This is a genomic window from Roseitranquillus sediminis (assembly GCF_016918935.1).
Taxonomy (GTDB): Bacteria; Pseudomonadota; Alphaproteobacteria; order Rhodobacterales; family Rhodobacteraceae; genus Roseitranquillus; species Roseitranquillus sediminis.
Map to the genome: position 1 here is coordinate 94,947 of NZ_JAFFOB010000019.1, position 17,214 is coordinate 112,160.

Genomic DNA, 17,214 nt, shown 5'->3' on the forward strand with positions numbered 1-17,214 from the left:
TGCTCTCGCCTGCCCGGCCCGTGTCTGCGACGACCCTCGGCCCGGTTCATATATGGTGTTTCATCCCGGATGGCTTCATGCAAGTGAACTGGGCACGAAGGTTTGGGCGGGGCGCTGCCGGTTTGCGACAACGTTTGGCGAAGTCCGTGGTGGTGGTCGGCATGATGGGCGCCGGCAAAACTGCCGTGGGTACCGTACTCGCCCGACGGCTCGGCGTGCCCTTTGCAGACAGCGACCTCGAGATCGAGAAGGCGTCGAACCTGACGATCGCCGAGATCTTCGCGCGCGAAGGCGAGGCGTTCTTTCGCGAGAAGGAGGAGCAGGTCGTCATGCGTCTGCTCGATGACAACCGGCGCGTGCTCTCGCTGGGCGGCGGCGCCTTCCTCTCGCCCCAGATCAGAGCGGTGGTCGCGTCGCGCGGCATCTCGGTCTGGCTGAGGGCCACGGTCGACGTGCTGTGGCAAAGGGTGCGGCACAAGAAGACGCGGCCGCTCCTCAGGACGCCAGATCCGCGCGGTACGCTCGCGCGCCTGACCGAGGAGCGCGCGCCGGTCTACGGCCTCGCCGACGTGGTCGTCGACACGCGCGCCGATATCACCGCCGTCGAGACCGCCGGCCTCGTCTACGAGGCGCTCGCGGCGCGGGAGGATGTGCTGGCATGACCGAGACGGTGCGGGTCGAGCTGGGCGTGCGGGCCTACGACGTCATCGTGGGTCCGGCCCTGCTCGAAGAGGCCGGCCGCCACATCGGCCCGTTGCTCGCGCGGCCACGGGTGGCGGTCATTACCGATGAGACCGTCGCGGCGCTGCATCTGCAGGCGTTTCAGGCCGCGCTCCGCCGCGAAGGGATCGAGTCGGAGGCGCTGGCCCTGCCAGCGGGCGAGGGCTCCAAGAGCTGGCCGCACCTCTCGCGCGCGGTGGAATGGCTGCTCGAGCGCCGGGTGGAGCGGGCGGACGTGGTCGTGGCGCTCGGCGGCGGGGTGATCGGCGACCTCGCGGGCTTCGCCGCAGCCATCCTCAGGCGCGGCGTGCGATACGTGCAGGTGCCTTCCACGCTCCTTGCACAGGTCGACAGCTCCGTCGGCGGGAAGACCGGCATCAACTCGCCGCACGGCAAGAACCTGGTCGGCGCCTTCCATCAGCCGTCGCTCGTACTCGCGGACATCGGCCTGCTCGACACGTTGCCGCGGCGCGACCTGCTCGCGGGGTATGGCGAGGTGGCAAAGTACGGCCTTCTCGGTGACGCAGGATTCTTCGATGCCCTCGAGCGAGACGGTGCGCGGCTTGCCGACGGCGACGCGGCGGTCCGGTCGTGGGCGGTGGCGCGCTCGGTCTCAGCCAAGGCGCGGATCGTGGAACGGGACGAGACGGAGAGCGGCGACCGCGCGCTCCTGAACCTCGGCCACACGTTCGCACACGCGCTCGAGGCCGCGACGGGTTACTGCGACCGGCTGCTGCACGGCGAGGCCGTGGCGATCGGCTGCGTCCTGGCCTTCGAAGCCTCCGCCCGCCTAGGGCTCTGCAGCCAGGAGGATCCTGTGCGGGTCGCGGCCCACTTTCGCCAGATGGGCTGCCGCGCCGGCCTCGTCGACATTCCCGGCGATCTGCCGGATCCGAACCGGCTGATGGAGCTGATGGCGCAGGACAAGAAGGTGATCGCCGGGCGGATGCGCTACGTCTTGGCCCGCGGGATCGGCCGCGCCTTCGTGGCCACCGATGTCGACCCGGACATCGTCCGGTCCGTCCTGAGCGATGGGCTCGCGGCGAAGACGCGCTGATCGCGGCGCCCGTCAGGGCGGCGCCCCAGTAAAGGCGTGGCGCGGAACGCGCCTCCGCATGATTAACGGCCCAGCAGCCGCGCCACCTCCGGCGCGAAGTATGTCAGGATCCCGTCGCAGCCCGCGCGCTTGAAGGCCAGCAGGCTCTCCAGCATCGCACGCTCGCCGTCTATCCAGCCGTTCTGCGCGGCGGCGCGGATCATCGCGTACTCTCCCGAAACCTGATAGGCGAAGGTCGGCGCGCCAAAGCGTTCCTTCACCCGGCGGCAAATGTCGAGATAGGGCATCCCCGGCTTCACCATGACCATGTCGGCGCCCTCCAACAGGTCACGCTCGACAAGGCGCAGCGCCTCGTTGCCGTTGCCCGGGTCCATCTGGTAGGTCTTCTTGTCGCCCTTTAATGCGCCCGATGCTCCGACCGCGTCGCGGAACGGTCCGTAGAATGCGCTCGCGTACTTCGCGGCGTAGGACATGATCGAAACGTCCTTGTGCCCCGCGACCTCCAGCGCGCGCCGCATCGCGCCGATCCGGCCGTCCATCATGTCCGAGGGGCCGAGGATGTCCGCACCCGCGTCGGCCTGCGCCAGCGCCATCCGCGTCAGCGCGTCGACCGTCTCGTCATTTACGATCACGCCCTCGCGCACGATGCCGTCGTGCCCGTGGGCGTTGTAGGGGTCGAGCGCCACGTCCGTCATCACCGCGATCTCCGGCACGGCCTCCTTGATCGCGCGGGTCGCGCGGTTCGAAAGGTTCTCCTGGCTCCACGCCTCCTCGCAGAGCTCGGTCTTGCGGTCCGCCTCGACGTACGGAAAGAGACAGATGGCATGGATGCCGAGCCCTGCCGCCTCGCTCGCGGCGGCCACTGCCCGGTCCACCGTCAGGCGCGACACGCCCGGCATCGACGACACAGCGGTCTCCGCATCCTCCCCCTCCATGACGAAGATGGGCCAGATCAGGTCGTCCGGCGAGAGCCGCGCCTCGCGCGTCAGGCGGCGCAGCGCATCCGTGCGGCGCAGGCGGCGGAAGCGGGCGGACGGATAGGGTGCGACGGTCACTGAAACAATCTCATCATCATCGGTTCGGGCTCGGGTTGGCACGAAAGCAGCCGTGCCTCAAGTCTGGCCATCACTTGAGGCCGGCGATACGGTCGCGCCTCGCGGTGCGGCAGCGGGATGGAGGCGGTGCTGACGGTCTTCGAACTGATCGAGGTGCGCTCGTTCTCGAACATCTGGTACTGGCTCGCCCTCGCAGCCGCGTGGTCCTCGGCAGCGCGCCGGCCACTCGGCGTGCCGCTCGACATGCTGCAGCAGGCCCGGCGCAAGGGAGGCGAGGCCGAGGCCGAGGTGCGCACCCTGGCCGACATGATGTCGCGACGCATTCTGCGCCTGGCGCGTGAGGGCGGCGCGGTCGGCATCGGCTTCGTCTGCGCCGTGGCGACGACACTGATCCTGACCGGGTTCGTCTACGGGTTCGAACTGGCGCAGGCGCTGGCGCTCTTGCTGCTGCCGCTGGCCGGCGTCCTGCTCCTCAGCCTGCGTACCGCAACACGCATCGTGGCGGACGGGGCGGCGCTGCGCCATCTCATGCGGCACCGGCTCGCGACGCAGGTGATGGGCGGTATCACCATCTTCGCCACCGCCATATGGGGCATGTACATCAACATAGTGACCTGGGCCTTCTGACGTCGGCGTTGACACCGGTTCCCCGGTCGTTACCTGAGCGCGCATGCCCGAATCGCACATCACCGCAGGCGGCGCGCCGGAAGGGTTCGACGCCCGACTCGTCGCGGCCGAGCTCGAGAAATCGGGCGCTCCCGTCCTCCATGTCGCGCGCGACGACAGACGCATGGCAGCGATGCGCGACGCGCTCGCGTTTTTCGCCCCTGATGTCGCCGTCTGGACCTTCCCCGCCTGGGAATGCCTGCCCTACGACCGCGTCAGCCCCAACCACGACGTCTCGGCCGAGCGGATGGCGACGCTGGCGGCGCTCGCGCAGGGGATGCCGGACCGGTTCGTCCTGCTGACCACGCTGAATGCGGCGACGCAACGGGTGCCGGCGCGCGACACGGTGCGGGAGGCGTCCTTCACCGCCCGCGTCGGCCACCGCATCGACGAGCAGGCGCTGCGCACTTTCCTCGCCCGGATGGGCTTCAGCCAGGCACCGACGGTGGCCGAGCCGGGCGACTATGCCATTCGCGGCGGCATCATCGACGTCTGGCTGCCGGGACAGGGTGGTCCGGTCCGACTTGACCTCTTCGGCGACGAGCTCGAGGGCGCGCGGCGCTTCGACCCGGCCACCCAGCGCACGATCGAGAAGCTTGCGGTCGTGGAGTTCGCGCCGGTGAGCGAGGTCATCCTCGACGAGGCGGCGATCACCCGCTTTCGCCAGTCCTACCGTGCTGAGTTCGGAGCCGCGGGTACCGACGACCCGCTCTACGAAGCGGTGAGCGCGGGGCGCAAGCACCAGGGCGTCGAGCACTGGCTGCCGTTCCTTCACGAGCGCCTCGAGACGATCTTCGACTACATGCCGCGTGCCACGATCTGCCTCGACGATCAGTCGACGCCCGCGCGCCTCAGCCGTTGGGACCTGATCGAGGACGCCTACGAGAGCCGGCGCGAGGCGATGACGGCCAAGTCCCGTCTCGACAGCGTCTACAAGCCCGCGCCGCCGCGCCTGCTCTACCTCGACGACGCGGCGTGGCATGAGGCCACAAGCGATCGCCGCGTGCTGCAGTTCGTCGCGCTGCCGCAGTCGACGGGGCCCGGCGTCATCGACGCCGGCGGCCGGATCGGCCGCAACTTCTCGCCGGAGCGGCAACAGGAGAGTGTGAGCCTGTTCGGTGCCTTGGCCGATCATGTTGCGAAGAAGCGTCAGGAAGGACAGGTCGTCGTCGCGAGCTATTCCGAGGGCGCGCGTGAGCGGCTGCAGGGCCTGATGGAAGATCAGGAAGTCAGCGGCGCCAGGTCGATCCGCGACATCCGGGACGTGCCGAAAGGCAAGGGCGGCCTCTTCCTCGCCGTCTGGGGCCTTGAGCATGGGTTCGAGGGGCCGCATGAGGGGGGCCGTATCATCGTCATCTCGGAGCAGGACGTCCTCGGCGACCGGCTCGTTCGCGCGCCGAAGAAGAAACGGCGGGCGGACAACTTCCTCACGGAGCACCAGAGCCTTACGCCGGGGGACCTGATCGTCCACGTCGACCACGGCGTCGGGCGTTACGTGGGACTGGAGGTCGTCACTGCGCTCGGTGCGGCGCACGAGATGATCCACCTCGAGTATCAGGGTGGCGACCGCCTCTATCTACCTGTCGAAAATATAGAATTGCTCAGCCGCTACGGCCATGAGGAGGGCATCCTCGACAAGCTGGGCGGCGGCGCCTGGCAGGCCAAGAAGGCGCGGATGAAGCAGCGGATCCGCGAGATCGCGGACCGGCTGATCCGGATCGCGGCAGAGCGGCTGCTGCGCAAGGCGCCAATCCTCGAGCCGCCGCACGAGATGTGGAACGCGTTCGCCGCCCGTTTCCCCTACGAGGAGACGGAGGACCAGCTGAACGCCATCGAGGACGTGCTCACGGATCTGGCCGAGGGCATACCGATGGACCGCCTGATCTGCGGCGATGTGGGCTTCGGCAAGACCGAGGTCGCCATGCGCGCCGCCTGCATCGCGGCGATGTCAGGTATGCAGGTCGCCGTCATCGCCCCGACGACGCTGCTCAGTCGCCAGCATTTCAAGAGCTTTTCCGAGCGGTTCCGCGGTTTTCCTGTGGAAGTGCGACAACTCTCGCGCTTCGTCGGCCAGAAGGAGGCGGCGGACACGCGCAAGCGGCTGGCTGACGGCACGGTGGACATCGTCATCGGGACCCACGCGCTTCTTTCGAAGAACGTCCGGTTCAAGGACCTCGGTCTCCTGGTTATCGACGAGGAGCAGCATTTCGGCGTGACGCACAAGGAGAGGCTGAAATCGCTGAGGACGGACGTGCACGTCCTGACGCTGACGGCCACGCCCATCCCGCGGACCCTGCAGATGTCGCTGACGGGCGTGCGGGACCTCTCGATTATCGGCACACCGCCGATCGACCGCCTGGCGATCCGCACCTATGTCAGCGAGTTCGACGCGGTCACGATTCGCGAGGCGCTGCTGAGGGAACACTATCGCGGCGGGCAGACCTTCTACGTGGTCCCGCGCGTGAACGACCTGCCCGAGATCGAGGAATTCCTGCGCGAGCAGGTGCCGGAGGTCAGCTTCATCATCGCCCACGGGCAGATGGCGGCGGGCGAACTCGACGAGCGGATGAACGCATTCTACGACGGCAAGTACGACGTGCTGCTCGCGACCACCATCGTCGAGTCCGGCCTCGACATCCCGACTGCGAACACGATGGTGGTGCACCGGGCGGACATGTTCGGCCTCGCGCAGCTCTACCAGATCCGCGGGCGGGTGGGGCGCTCCAAGACGCGCGCCTATGCTTACCTGACGACGAAGCCGCGGGCGAAGCTGACGCCGGCTGCGGAGAAGCGGCTGCGCGTGCTGGGTTCTCTTGACAGTCTCGGTGCCGGCTTCACGCTCGCGAGCCAGGACCTCGACATTCGCGGCGCAGGCAACCTCGTGGGCGAGGAGCAGTCCGGACACGTGCGCGAGGTCGGCTACGAACTCTACCAGTCGATGCTGGAAGAGGCGATCGCGAAGATGAAGTCCGGCGATCTCGAGGGGCTGCCGGACGAGGGGGATACCTGGGCGCCGCAGATCAATCTGGGCGTGCCGGTCCTGATCCCGGAGGAGTACGTGCCGGACCTCGACGTCCGGCTGGGCCTCTACCGCCGCCTGTCGGAGCTGACGACCAAGGTCGAGCTGGAGGGCTTCGCCGCCGAGCTCATCGACCGCTTCGGCGAGCTGCCGCGCGAGGTGAACACGTTGCTGCTGGTCATCCGCATCAAGGCCGAGTGCAAGAAGGCCTGCATCGCCCGCCTGGACGCCGGGCCAAAGGGCGCGACGATCCAGTTCCACAACGACAAGTTCCCGAGGCCTGAAGGCCTTGTGGAATTCATCCGGGACCAGGACGGCTTGGCTAAGGTGAAGGACAACAAGATCGTCGTCCGGCGCGACTGGTCGAGTGACAAGGACAAGATCCGCGGTTCCTTCGCGATCGCCCGCGACCTCGCAGCCAAGGCAAAGGCGAAGCCGGCCAAGTCCCAGGTGAGCTAGCCGGTCATCGATCTGGCTTCAGATCATCGCCGACCAATCCTTTCCCAGAGATACCGAAGCAGAATTTCCTCTCGTTCGGTCTCGGCGATCCGACGTCAGCCTCTCCCAAGACGCGCCGCGGCATCGGCGAGATCAGGTGCTGCGGTCACAACTGCGGATTGGAGATGCCGGGTCCGGCGGCCGATTCACTTGCAACAATTCGCGCGGGGATGCACGAGCACTCACTGATCAAAGTTCGAGGCAACGCCTCTGCGCCGGACCCGGCACCCTTGCGGCGACCGGGGTTGTAAGGTCAGCCACACGAGAGATGAATGGAGCAATGGGCGGGGGTAATCAAACGACCCTCCATAAACCCGAGATATATGTGGGACTTTTCCGCTCTAAGTCAGTTGCTTAGCGGTAGTGTTGCGAACGCGCCCCTCCGCGATCGGCCTATGCCTCACGGCCGACCAGTTCGTCGATGACGTCGGTCCAAAGCTGGGTTGCCTGGGCGCCTGAGACAGCGTGGCGCTCGCCCACTACGAACATCGGGACGCCCTTGATGCCCCTCTCGCGGGCATGGGCGTCACGCGCACGGATTTCCTCCACATCAGCTTCGGTATCGAACAGACGCTCGATCATCCCGCCGTCGAGCCCGACGCTCGTGGCGAGGTCTACCAGCGTCTGCCTCTGCTCGAGGTCGGCGCCTTCACGGAAATACGCACGGAACAGCGTCGAGACCATTGCCGTCTGACGTCCCTCCAGCCCCGCCCAATGGATCAGCCGATGCGCGTCGAGCGTGTTCGGGGTCCGCTCGATCTTCTCGAAATCGATCTGAAGCCCGGCCTCGTCGGCGGCATCCGATATCCGAGCGTAGGTGCGGGCCGCGTTGTCCCGCCCTCCGAACTTTGCCTCGAGATAGACTGTGCGATCCATCCCGCCTTCGGGCATGGCGGGATTCAGCTGGAAGGGGTGCCACTCAACCACGAACGGATGGTTCGGGCGCGCTGCGAAAGCCCGATCGAGATGCGCCTTCCCGATGTAGCACCAAGGGCAGATCGGATCGGAAAGTATGTCGAGCTTCATGTCTCCCTCCCGCAGGCTGGTCAGGCCGGCCGGGCAGGGGCGGCTCAATGCGTGCGTCGAGCGCTCCCGCCGCCACGACCGATTGGAGCATCAGCCGCCTCAACTCCATCTTGAACGACGTCACTCGGCGCCTGCCACGTCAACCAGAACTCGATGTCTTCGTGAGCCTCGTTGCGCGTCAGGTCATGCACCTTGGAGAGATAGCTGGTGAAACGCGGACGGTCTCCGTTGATGTCGAGAAGATCGGTTTCCTCGGTCGCCGGCCAACGCTCCTCGATCCGGTCGACGAAGGCGGGCCAGTTCCGCGCCACAGTGTGCCAGTCCATGACATCCTCCGGGTGATACCGTTCCGGACCAATGCAGGCCCCCGCGAGCGGTTCCCTCGCCAATTCACCTCGAGTGCCGCTACGTCAGCAGCTTATTCCTCGACCCACCATACATCAGGCTGGAAGCCGATCCAGTCACCGTAGATCGGCAGGTCGTCCGGGAAGTGCAAGGACGAGCGGTGCGCGAGGTATCCCTCGGGACGGTGCCAGATCGGGATGACGTAGCGCCCCGCCGTCAGCACCCGGTCGAGCGCCCGCACCGCGGCCACGAAGTCCTCCCGTGTCTCGGATGCCAGCATTTCGTCGATCATCGCGTCGATCGCTTCCGATTTCGCGCCCATCCAGTTGCGCGAGCCGGGCTGATTGGCCGCCTCCGATCCCCAGTAGAGGCGTTGCTCGTTGCCAGGGCTGAGCGACAGGCCACGGGTGTAGTAGGCCATGTCGAATTCGAACTCCTGCGTCCGCTCCTCGTATTGTGCACTGTCGACGCTGGTAATCCTCGGCGAGATGCCGAGCCTGCGGAGGGCGCTTGCGAAGATGTCGACGATCTGCTGCGTCTCCGTCGCGCCTTGGTTCAGCAGGATCTCGAACGTGAAGGGCTGGCCCGAGGCATTGCGCATCACCCCCTCCTGCACTGTCCACCCAGCCTCCGCCATCAACTCGAGCGCGCGCGCGATGCCGGCGCGATTGCGTTCGCTGCCGTCCGACACCGGCAGGGTGTACCCTTCTAGCGTGCCGGGCGGCAGAGTTTCGGCAAATGGCGCGAGCAGGTCGGCCACACGGCTTTCCGCCGGGCCCGGTCTCATCCCGAGCTCGGAATTGGAGTAGTAGGACGTGATCCTGGGCGCTTCTCCGCCATTCAGCACGCCATTGATGAACTCGAAATTGAAGGCGTTCATCATCGCCTCGCGCACGCGCCAGTCCCCGAACGCGTCGCGTCGCGTGTTCATGACCAGCCCCGCGATGCCCGACGGCCGTTCATGCGGGATGCGGGATTGCACGATCTCGCCCCGTGTGACGGCAGGGAAGTCGTATTGCTCCGCCCACTTCACCACGTTGGTCTCGCGGTAGCTGTCGATGGTGCCTGCCTTGAAGGCTTCGAACACCACGTCGCCGTCACCGAAATAGTCGTAGCGGATCGTGCCGATGTTGTGCTGCCCGCGGTTGAAGGGCAAATCGCGACCCCACCAGTCCGGGTCCCGGTCGAGCTCGATGAAGCGGCCCGCCTCGTAATTGCCGATTACATAAGGTCCCGATCCGATGGGAACGACGCCGAAGCCGCTCTGATCGAAGTCGAGTCCCTCGTACTGTGCCTTCTTAAGGATCGGCCGCAGCCCGAGGATCAGCGGCAGCTCCCTGTCTGCCGTGTTGAAGGTAAAGCGTACCGACCGCGGGCCGGTCGCCTCGGCGCTCTCAACCGCCGTCCAGGCGGTGCGATAGCGAGGATGCCCCTGGGTACCAAGTGTCTCGAACGACCATAGCACATCCTCCACCGTGACCGGCGTCCCGTCGGAAAAGGCGGCCTCGGGGCGCAGTGTGAATTCGACCCAGCTGCGATCCTCGGGCGTCTCGACCGATTCGGCAAGAAGCCCGTATAGCGTGAACGGCTCGTCCCAATTTCTACCCAGAAGGGATTCAAAGACGTAGCTTCCGACCCCGTAGGGAGCTCGTCCGCGCAGGATGTGGGGGTTGAGGCTGTCGAAGCTGCCCGCCTCGCCGAAAACGATGCGGCCGCCCCCAGGTGCGTCAGGGTTGACGTAAGGGAGCCACTCGAAATCGGGGGGCAAGGCTGGCTCGCCATACATAGCTATGCCATGTCCCGGCTCGGCAGACACAACATGTGAGCCGCAGGCCAGTACCATCGCTGCGCTGGCAACCCACGCGCGCAACGCGCCTCTTACCCTGATCACGGCTTCGATCTCCTGCCCGAGGTGTCTTTTGCGGGCGAGGGTAAGGCCGGTCCCTAGCCTTTACAAACTTTTAGCTTGGACGCCGGCGACTGCACGGGTATATTGATCTCACTGCTCGATAGGTTTCTTGCCTGTATGAAACCTGCCTCAATAACTTAGCGCCCGCCTCGTGCGGGCGCTTTTTTTGTCGCAGGCTCTCCAGATCGCACTTTTCTTCGCATCCGCAGCAAGTAGGCTGCGCCCGCGAAGACTGAGGAGGCAGAGCATGAGCTTGCAGGGCAAGACCGCAGTGATCACCGGTTCGAACTCGGGCATCGGGCTTGGAGTCGCCTGGGAACTGGCGCGCGCCGGCGCGGACGTCGTCCTCAACTCCTTCACCGACGACGAAGCGGATCATGCGCTGGCCGAGCAGATCGCCAAGGAGACGGGCGTCGCGGTCCGCTACATCCAGGCCGACATGTCTGATGGCGCAGCGTGCCGGTCGTTCATCGAGCAGGCGGGCCAGTGCGATATCCTGATAAACAACGCGGGAGTCCAACACGTCGCTCCGATCCAGGATTTCCCAGTCGAGAAGTGGGACGCCATCATCGCAATCGATCTCAGCTCGGCCTTCCACACGACGGCTGTCGCGCTGCCACTGATGCGCGAGGCCGGATGGGGCAGGGTGGTCAATATCGCGTCGGCCCACGGCCTGACGGCGTCGCCCTACAAGTCGGCCTACGTCGCGGCCAAGCACGGCATCGTGGGGCTGACGAAGACGGTGGCACTGGAGACGGCCGAAGAGCCGATCACCTGCAACGCCATCTGTCCGGGCTACGTCCTGACCCCGCTTGTCGAGGCGCAGATCCCTGACACCATGAAGGAGTACGGCATGGACCGCGACACCGTCATTCGTGACGTCCTGCTGGCGCGGCAACCATCCAAGGAGTTCGCCACCGTGGAGCAGCTAGGTAGCACCGCCGTGTTCCTATGCTCGGACGCAGCGGCGCAGATCACCGGCACGACGATCAGCGTCGACGGTGGCTGGACTGCCCTTTAGTCGCTCATGCAGCGCATCAACCTCGCCCTCCAAGGTGGCGGCGCACATGGCGCCTATACCTGGGGCGTGCTCGACAGGCTGCTGCGCGAGCCGGACATTGAGATCGCCGCGATTTCTGGCACGTCCGCCGGCGCGCTGAATGGCGCCGCGCTCAAGGCGGGGATGATTCATGGCGGGCGCGAGGGAGCGCGGGAGAACCTTGCGAGGCTCTGGGGGCAGGTGACGGCCCTGAACGACCTGCGGCTGACGAGCTGGATGACCTACCTTAACCCGGCGCCGTCGCTGATCAGTCAGGCAATCGAGTACTCGCTACCGTTCTCGATGATGGACGCCGCCACGCGCGTGCTGAGTCCCTACAGCTACGGCATCTTCTATCAGAATCCGCTGCGTCGCATCGCCGAGCGTTTTCGATATGACGAAGTCTGCGCGTCCGACGGCCCGCGTCTCTTCATCTCAGCCACGAATGTCCGCACCGGCAAGATCCGCGTGTTCACCGGGACCGAAATCAGCACGGACGTGATCCTCGCCTCGGCCTGCCTTCCCACGATTTTTCAGGCGGTCGAGATCGATGATCCAAGAACGGGCCACTGCGAAGCCTTCTGGGACGGCGGCTATACCGGGAACCCGGCGCTCTTTCCCTTGTTTGAGCGCGACCTCCCGGATGACATCGTGATTGTGAACATCAACCCGCTGAAGCGCGACAGCATCCCGCGTACGCCGCAAGAAATTGTGAACCGTATTAATGAGATAAGCTTCAATTCGTCGTTGCTACGCGAACTCCGGGCGATCAACTTCGTGAAGGAGCTGATAGCCGACGGCCGGATCCCGCGCGAGGCGATGAAGGACGTGCTCATCCACATGATTTCGGACGACGACCTGATGAACGACCTCAGCGTCGCCACCAAGCTGGTGCCTTCGCCCTACGTGATCGGCCGGCTGAGGGCGGCAGGAGAGGCCGCTGCCGAAGGCTTTCTGAAGACAGGCGCCACGCGGATCGGCGTCGAGACGACGGTTTCCCTCAGCGAGATGTTCTCCTAGGCGTCTACGCGCTCCCGCAGGCGCGCAACATTCGAACCCTCGGCCTCCTCGCGATTCGGATAGACCAGCCCGGCAGAGATAACGAGCTTCGCCGCATCCTCGACCGACATGTCCAACTCAATGACGTCGCGGCGCGGCACGAAGAGCAAAAAGCCGGAGGTCGGGTTCGGCGTGGTCGGCAAAAAGAGCGAGATCAGGTCCTCGCCCGCCTGGATCGACTGCGCCACTTCGCCCTTGGCGGAGGTCGAGATGAAAGCCAGTGCCCATAGCCCCTTTCGCGGATACTCAACGAGGCACACCCTGTCGAACGAGGTCTCAGTCTGGGCAAATACCGTCTCGGCGATCTGCTTCAGCCCGCCGTAGAGCGAGCGGACGACCGGCGTTCGGTCGACCAACCCCTCGCCCCATCGGATCAGCGAGCGCCCGATCAGGCCCTTCGCGAACCAGCCGACAGCGATGGTGAAGAGCAGGAAGAAGATGACGCCGACGCCGCGGAGATTGATTCCGATATATTGCTCGGGCCTCAGCCGCATCGGCACCAGCGGCAGTACAAATCCATCGACCCATCCGACGAAGGTCCAGAGCAGCCAGACCGTCAGCCCAAGCGGAGCTATGACCACCAGTCCGGTCAGGAAGCTGGCCCTCAGACCACCGAAGAGCGAGCCGCGCCCGGAGGAAGCTTGTTTCGGATCTTTCAGTGACGAGCTCATTCCGGGCGTTTCTGCATGGGCAGCGGAAACCTACGCGGTCCGCTCTGCACTCACAATGCTGCGTATCTTCCTGGCTTCATCTGGAGCGCAAGGCTGCGATTTCCTGGGCGAGCCGCGCAGCCAAACGAGCGTTCTTCAGCACCAGCGCAACGTTGGCGGTCAGCGAGCGACCCTGGGTCGCCTCGAAGATGCGCGAGAGCAGGTAAGGCGTCACGGCCTTTCCGCGTATACCTGCGCTGGCCGCGGAGCGCGTCGCTGCCTCGATGATGGGCGCGAGTTCGGTGGCCGGGATCTCGTCGCTCGCGTCGATCGGGTTGGCGACCAGCTGTCCCACGCGGATCTGGAGGCTCTCCTGGACAAGCTTCGCGCGCGCGACGGTCGCGATGTCCGGTGCGGGAACGGGGGCGGGAAGGCCACTGTCGCGTGACCAGAAGGCGGGGAAGGTCGCCTGCTCCATTACAAAGACGGGGACGCCCAACGTCTCCAGCACCTCGAGTGTCGCCGGAAGGTCGAGAATCGCCTTGGCGCCCGCGGCGACGACGCTGACCGGCGTTCTGCCAAGCTCGTACAGATCCGCCGATACGTCGAAGCTGGTGGAGGCGCCGCGGTGCACACCCCCGATGCCGCCGGTGGCGAATACCTCTATGCCCGCCACGTTCGCCGCGATCATCGTCGCGGCGACAGTCGTGGCGCCCATGCCGCCGCTTGCGATGCAAGCGCCAACGTCGGCGCGGGAGAGCTTGGCGACCTCATCAGCCTCCGCCAGCCGCTGGAGCTGAGCGTCCTCGAGACCGACGTGCAACGTTCCATCCATGACCGCAATGGTTGCCGGAACGGCCCCGAGCATTCTGATTTCGCTCTCGACTTTCTTGGCGACCTCCAGGTTCTGGGGCCTCGGAAGACCGTGAGTTATGATCGTGCTCTCAAGCGCCACGAGAGGCCGACGGGACTGCTGCGCATCTTCGACTTCGGCGGAAAGCCTGATCGGCAGGTGACTGATCACAGGTGCATATCTCCGGAAATGAAATGCGCCGCTGCCTGAAGTGCAGCGCCAAAAGCTTCGACGCTGGCGCTGCCTTGAATCTCTGCGGCAATGTGCGCGGCCATGAAGGTGTCGCCGGCGCCGGTGACGCGCGTCACCAGCACTTCCGGCGGCCGGTACGTCCAGACTTCCCCGCCACAGCCTTCCGCCGCGATGTTGGCCCCGTCGGTGACCAGAACGCGCGAGGCGCCTCGGTCAAGCAAGGCCTGCCCCGCTTCCGCCGCGGTCACGCAGCTGCGGCGAGTCAGCAGTGACGCCTCCTCGCGGTTGAGGTAGAGTGTGACGTTCGGACGCGGTAGCAGCGGCAGCAGGCGCTCCGCCTTGCCAGGCGACGCCGGAGCGACACGAAGGTCGGCACGTTCAAAGGCCGCATCGGCGGCGACCACCGTCAGGAGATCCTCCGTCAGGTTGCCGTCGAGGACGATGAGGCCCTGGTGCGGGGCATCCGCCGACCCCAGGCGGCCGTCTTTCAGGGGGCTCAGGATCTTGTCACCCGCAGCTTCCAGTGAGTGAGCATCGGCGATGGCCGCGATCAGGCCGTTCGCGCCCTCAACTGCCATGTAAACATCGGTCGGCAAGTTACTGGAGACATAGACATGGGACGTGTCCATGCCGTGTCCAGCCGCGGCCGCCAGAAGCTCGTGACCCGCATCGTCATCGCCGACTGCAGTAAGCAGTATCGGCCGCATGCCGAAACGGGTGAGTGCGCGGGCGATGTTCATCGCGACGCCGCCGGGGTGGCGAACGATGCGTCCGGGGACGTCGGAGCCGACGCGCATGTGCGCGGACGAGCGCCCGATCACGTCCCAGAGAACGGAGCCGATGCAGATGATGTCTGTCTCGTGTGTCACCGCACCTTCATGCGGTGGTGGCAGTGGCAAGACAAGGGCAGGGGGCGCAACAAGCCCTTGCCTTCCGGCGGTCGACGGGCTATCGGGCGCGACACTTCACAGGCGGGGCTTTGGGTCCTCCGGGGGAGACATCCCCGCGGATCCGCCGGTTGGACGAGAGTCTGCGCGCCCCGTCGAGGATCGAAACCGGAAAGGAAAAAATCATGGCGCTGCCTGAATTCTCCCTGCGTCAGCTTCTTGAGGCTGGCGTGCACTTCGGCCACCAGACGGCCCGCTGGAACCCGCGGATGTCCGAATACATCTACGGCGACCGCAACGGCATCCACATCATTGACCTGACGCAGACCGTGCCGCTGCTCGACCAGGCGCTGCAGGTCATCCGCGACACCGTGGCCAAGGGTGGTCGCGTCCTGTTCGTCGGCACTAAGCGGCAGGCGCAGAAGCCGATCGCCGAGGCGGCGGAAAAATGCGCGCAGTACTACATGAACCACCGCTGGCTCGGCGGGACGCTCACCAACTGGAAGACCGTCAGCCAATCGATCGCGCGCCTGAAGTCGATCGACGAGCAGATGGGCGAGGGGGCAGGCGGCCTGACAAAGAAGGAGCGCCTCGGCATGGAGCGCGAGCAGGCCAAGCTGCAGGCTTCGCTCGGCGGCATCAGCGAGATGGGCGGCGTGCCGGACCTGCTCTTCGTCATCGACGTCAACAAGGAGGACCTGGCGATCTCCGAGGCCAAGAAGTTGGGGATCCCGGTCGTGGCCGTCGTCGACACGAACTGCTCGCCCGCGGGCGTCGATTACATCATCCCAGGCAACGACGACGCCGCGCGCGCGATCAGCCTCTACTGCGACCTTGTCAGCCGCGCGGCACTCGACGGGATGTCGGCACAGCTCGGCGCAGCGGGCGTTGACGTCGGCGCGCTGGAGGAAGCGGCGCTCGAGGAAGCTGCTGCAGCCGATCCGGCGGGCGAGCCGTCCGTGACGGGCAAGGAGATCAGCGACGAGGCCGTCCACGACGACGCGATCGCCAAGGATGCTCCGTACGAGCTTCAGAACAAGGGCTGAACCGTATCGGTTCCGAGCCGGAGGCGAGCCGCGCCTCCGGACCTAATTCCGATGAAGAGGTGACGGAATGGCTATCACGGCCGCACAGGTGAAAGAGCTGCGCGACAAGACCGGCGCAGGCATGATGGACGCCAAGAAGGCGTTGACCGAGACCAGCGGCGAGATGGAAGCGGCCGTAGACTGGCTGCGCACCAAGGGCCTCGCCAAGGCCGCGAAGAAGTCTGGGCGCACAGCGGCGGAGGGTCTGGTCGCGGTCCGCGTCGAAGGCGGCCGCGGAGTGGCCGTCGAAATCAACTCCGAGACGGACTTCGTAGCCAAGAACGCTGAGTTCCAGGGCATGGTGTCGGACATCTCTGGTGTCGCACTCGGAGCGAGCGACGTCGAAGACCTGAAGACACGCCAGGTTGGCGGCAAGTCGGTCGAAGAAGTCATCACCGAGAAGATTGCCAAGATCGGCGAGAACATGTCGCTGCGCCGGATGGCTGCGCTCGAGGGCGAAAGCGTCGTCGCCTACGTGCACAACGCCGCGGCCGACGGCATGGGCAAGATCGGCGTCCTCATCGCCTTCTCCGGGTCCGGCGAGGCGCTGGCGCGGCAGGTCGCGATGCACGTCGCCGCCGTGAACCCGGCGGCGCTGAGCGAGGGTGACCTTGATCCCGCGCTCGCCGAGCGAGAGCGCACCGTACTGGCGGAGCAAGCACGCGAGTCGGGCAAGCCGGAACAAGTCATCGAGAAGATGATCGAAGGCCGGATGAAGAAGTTCTACGCCGAGAACACGCTGCTGAGCCAAGCCTTCGTGGTGAACCCGGACGTAACGGTCGGCAAGGCGGCGGAAGAGGCCGGCATCACCATCACCGGCTTCGTCCGCCTCGAAGTCGGCGAGGGCATCGAGAAGGTCGAAGAGGACTTTGCGGCCGAAGTTGCCAAGACCGCTCAGGGCTGAATTGATACGGCGGTGCGAATCTTGCGATCCGCACCGCCGCCGTCAGGTGCGCCACCCATGGGGATGAGGTTCACGGCGTCACCCTTCCATCCGATCAGAGCGACGCGAAATCGTCGTTGACCGGTGCCGGAGGTCCGGCTCCAACCGTGGTTGCCCGATATCGCGAGTCCTGCGGTCGGTCGTTCCTGGCATATGGCCGTCACTTGCGGAACATGGACAGACTGCCGATTTCCGCAGCGTCATCCTAGTG

At 65.8% G+C, this 17,214-nt stretch carries 15 protein-coding genes; 8 read left to right on the top strand and 7 right to left on the bottom strand.

Annotated elements, in window-relative coordinates; genetic code table 11:
• Positions 1 to 122: 122 nt before the first annotated feature.
• Together JM664_RS13975 and aroB are read left to right on the top strand one after the other, a co-directional pair.
• Complete coding sequence (locus tag JM664_RS13975) at positions 123 to 662, top strand: shikimate kinase (RefSeq protein WP_227420541.1); 540 nt, start codon at positions 123 to 125, stop codon at positions 660 to 662.
• Positions 659 to 1,777, top strand: coding sequence for a 3-dehydroquinate synthase (gene aroB, locus JM664_RS13980; RefSeq protein ID WP_227420542.1), 1,119 nt, complete (start codon positions 659 to 661; stop codon positions 1,775 to 1,777). Before JM664_RS13975 ends, aroB begins: the two co-directional genes overlap by 4 nt.
• 62 nt (positions 1,778 to 1,839) lie before the next feature.
• Here aroB and hemB read toward each other — a convergent pair whose 3' ends face one another.
• Positions 1,840 to 2,832 (bottom strand): porphobilinogen synthase, encoded by a 993-nt coding sequence (hemB, locus tag JM664_RS13985; RefSeq protein ID WP_406675801.1) that lies wholly within the window; start codon positions 2,830 to 2,832, stop codon positions 1,840 to 1,842.
• Between the two features lie 126 nt (positions 2,833 to 2,958).
• Here hemB and JM664_RS13990 point away from each other — a divergent pair, with 126 nt between their 5' ends.
• Positions 2,959 to 3,459, top strand: coding sequence for a component of SufBCD complex (locus JM664_RS13990; protein ID WP_406675802.1), 501 nt, complete (start codon positions 2,959 to 2,961; stop codon positions 3,457 to 3,459).
• Between the two features lie 43 nt (positions 3,460 to 3,502).
• Complete coding sequence (mfd, locus tag JM664_RS13995; protein WP_227420544.1) at positions 3,503 to 6,976, top strand: transcription-repair coupling factor; 3,474 nt, start codon at positions 3,503 to 3,505, stop codon at positions 6,974 to 6,976.
• Positions 6,977 to 7,408: 432 nt separating this feature from the next.
• Here mfd and JM664_RS14000 read toward each other — a convergent pair whose 3' ends face one another.
• The 3 genes from JM664_RS14000 to JM664_RS14010 all read right to left on the bottom strand — a co-directional run bounded on the left by JM664_RS14000 (position 7,409) and on the right by JM664_RS14010 (position 10,229).
• Positions 7,409 to 8,041 carry a DsbA family oxidoreductase gene (locus JM664_RS14000; protein ID WP_227420545.1) on the bottom strand — a complete coding sequence of 211 codons (633 nt, stop codon included), beginning with the start codon at positions 8,039 to 8,041 and terminating at the stop codon, positions 7,409 to 7,411.
• Positions 8,042 to 8,085: 44 nt separating this feature from the next.
• On the bottom strand, positions 8,086 to 8,367 hold the full coding sequence (locus JM664_RS14005; protein WP_227420546.1) for a hypothetical protein: 282 nt from the start codon (positions 8,365 to 8,367) through the stop codon (positions 8,086 to 8,088).
• 92 nt (positions 8,368 to 8,459) lie between these two features.
• Positions 8,460 to 10,229, bottom strand: a complete 1,770-nt coding sequence (locus JM664_RS14010; protein ID WP_227420736.1) for an extracellular solute-binding protein — start codon at positions 10,227 to 10,229, stop codon at positions 8,460 to 8,462.
• Between the two features lie 313 nt (positions 10,230 to 10,542).
• Here JM664_RS14010 and JM664_RS14015 point away from each other — a divergent pair, with 313 nt between their 5' ends.
• Together JM664_RS14015 and JM664_RS14020 are read left to right on the top strand one after the other, a co-directional pair.
• The gene (locus JM664_RS14015) at positions 10,543 to 11,316 is read left to right on the top strand and encodes a 3-hydroxybutyrate dehydrogenase (protein WP_227420547.1); all 774 of its coding nucleotides are present in this window, start codon (positions 10,543 to 10,545) and stop codon (positions 11,314 to 11,316) included.
• Between the two features lie 6 nt (positions 11,317 to 11,322).
• Positions 11,323 to 12,354, top strand: a complete 1,032-nt coding sequence (locus JM664_RS14020) for a patatin-like phospholipase family protein (protein ID WP_227420548.1) — start codon at positions 11,323 to 11,325, stop codon at positions 12,352 to 12,354.
• Here JM664_RS14020 and JM664_RS14025 read toward each other — a convergent pair.
• The 3 genes from JM664_RS14025 to JM664_RS14035 form a co-directional block, all read right to left on the bottom strand.
• Complete coding sequence (locus tag JM664_RS14025) at positions 12,351 to 13,064, bottom strand: DUF502 domain-containing protein (RefSeq protein ID WP_227420549.1); 714 nt, start codon at positions 13,062 to 13,064, stop codon at positions 12,351 to 12,353. The genes JM664_RS14020 and JM664_RS14025 overlap by 4 nt on opposite strands.
• A gap of 76 nt (positions 13,065 to 13,140) precedes the next feature.
• The gene (locus JM664_RS14030; RefSeq protein WP_227420737.1) at positions 13,141 to 14,064 is read right to left on the bottom strand and encodes a pseudouridine-5'-phosphate glycosidase; all 924 of its coding nucleotides are present in this window, start codon (positions 14,062 to 14,064) and stop codon (positions 13,141 to 13,143) included.
• Positions 14,064 to 14,957 (bottom strand): PfkB family carbohydrate kinase, encoded by an 894-nt coding sequence (locus JM664_RS14035; protein WP_227420550.1) that lies wholly within the window; start codon positions 14,955 to 14,957, stop codon positions 14,064 to 14,066. Before JM664_RS14035 ends, JM664_RS14030 begins: the two co-directional genes overlap by 1 nt.
• Positions 14,958 to 15,160: 203 nt before the next feature.
• On the opposite strand from JM664_RS14035, the gene rpsB reads away from it, so the two are divergent.
• On the top strand, positions 15,161 to 16,021 hold the full coding sequence (gene rpsB, locus JM664_RS14040) for a 30S ribosomal protein S2 (protein ID WP_227420551.1): 861 nt from the start codon (positions 15,161 to 15,163) through the stop codon (positions 16,019 to 16,021).
• A gap of 67 nt (positions 16,022 to 16,088) precedes the next feature.
• Positions 16,089 to 16,964, top strand: coding sequence for a translation elongation factor Ts (gene tsf / locus JM664_RS14045; protein ID WP_227420552.1), 876 nt, complete (start codon positions 16,089 to 16,091; stop codon positions 16,962 to 16,964).
• Positions 16,965 to 17,214 lie beyond the last annotated feature (250 nt).

Excerpts from the sequence above, each read along its gene's own strand:
- JM664_RS14010 (WP_227420736.1), bottom strand. The coding sequence starts at position 10,229 with ATGGTACTGGCCTGCGGCTCACATGTTGTGTCTGCCGAGCCGGGACAT.
- mfd (WP_227420544.1), top strand. The coding sequence starts at position 3,503 with ATGCCCGAATCGCACATCACCGCAGGCGGCGCGCCGGAAGGGTTCGAC.
- JM664_RS14020 (WP_227420548.1), top strand. The coding sequence starts at position 11,323 with ATGCAGCGCATCAACCTCGCCCTCCAAGGTGGCGGCGCACATGGCGCC.
- JM664_RS14000 (WP_227420545.1), bottom strand. The coding sequence starts at position 8,041 with ATGAAGCTCGACATACTTTCCGATCCGATCTGCCCTTGGTGCTACATC.
- JM664_RS14025 (WP_227420549.1), bottom strand. The coding sequence starts at position 13,064 with ATGAGCTCGTCACTGAAAGATCCGAAACAAGCTTCCTCCGGGCGCGGC.
- aroB (WP_227420542.1), top strand. The coding sequence starts at position 659 with ATGACCGAGACGGTGCGGGTCGAGCTGGGCGTGCGGGCCTACGACGTC.
- JM664_RS14015 (WP_227420547.1), top strand. The coding sequence starts at position 10,543 with ATGAGCTTGCAGGGCAAGACCGCAGTGATCACCGGTTCGAACTCGGGC.
- tsf (WP_227420552.1), top strand. The coding sequence starts at position 16,089 with ATGGCTATCACGGCCGCACAGGTGAAAGAGCTGCGCGACAAGACCGGC.
- rpsB (WP_227420551.1), top strand. The coding sequence starts at position 15,161 with ATGGCGCTGCCTGAATTCTCCCTGCGTCAGCTTCTTGAGGCTGGCGTG.
- JM664_RS14005 (WP_227420546.1), bottom strand. The coding sequence starts at position 8,367 with ATGGACTGGCACACTGTGGCGCGGAACTGGCCCGCCTTCGTCGACCGG.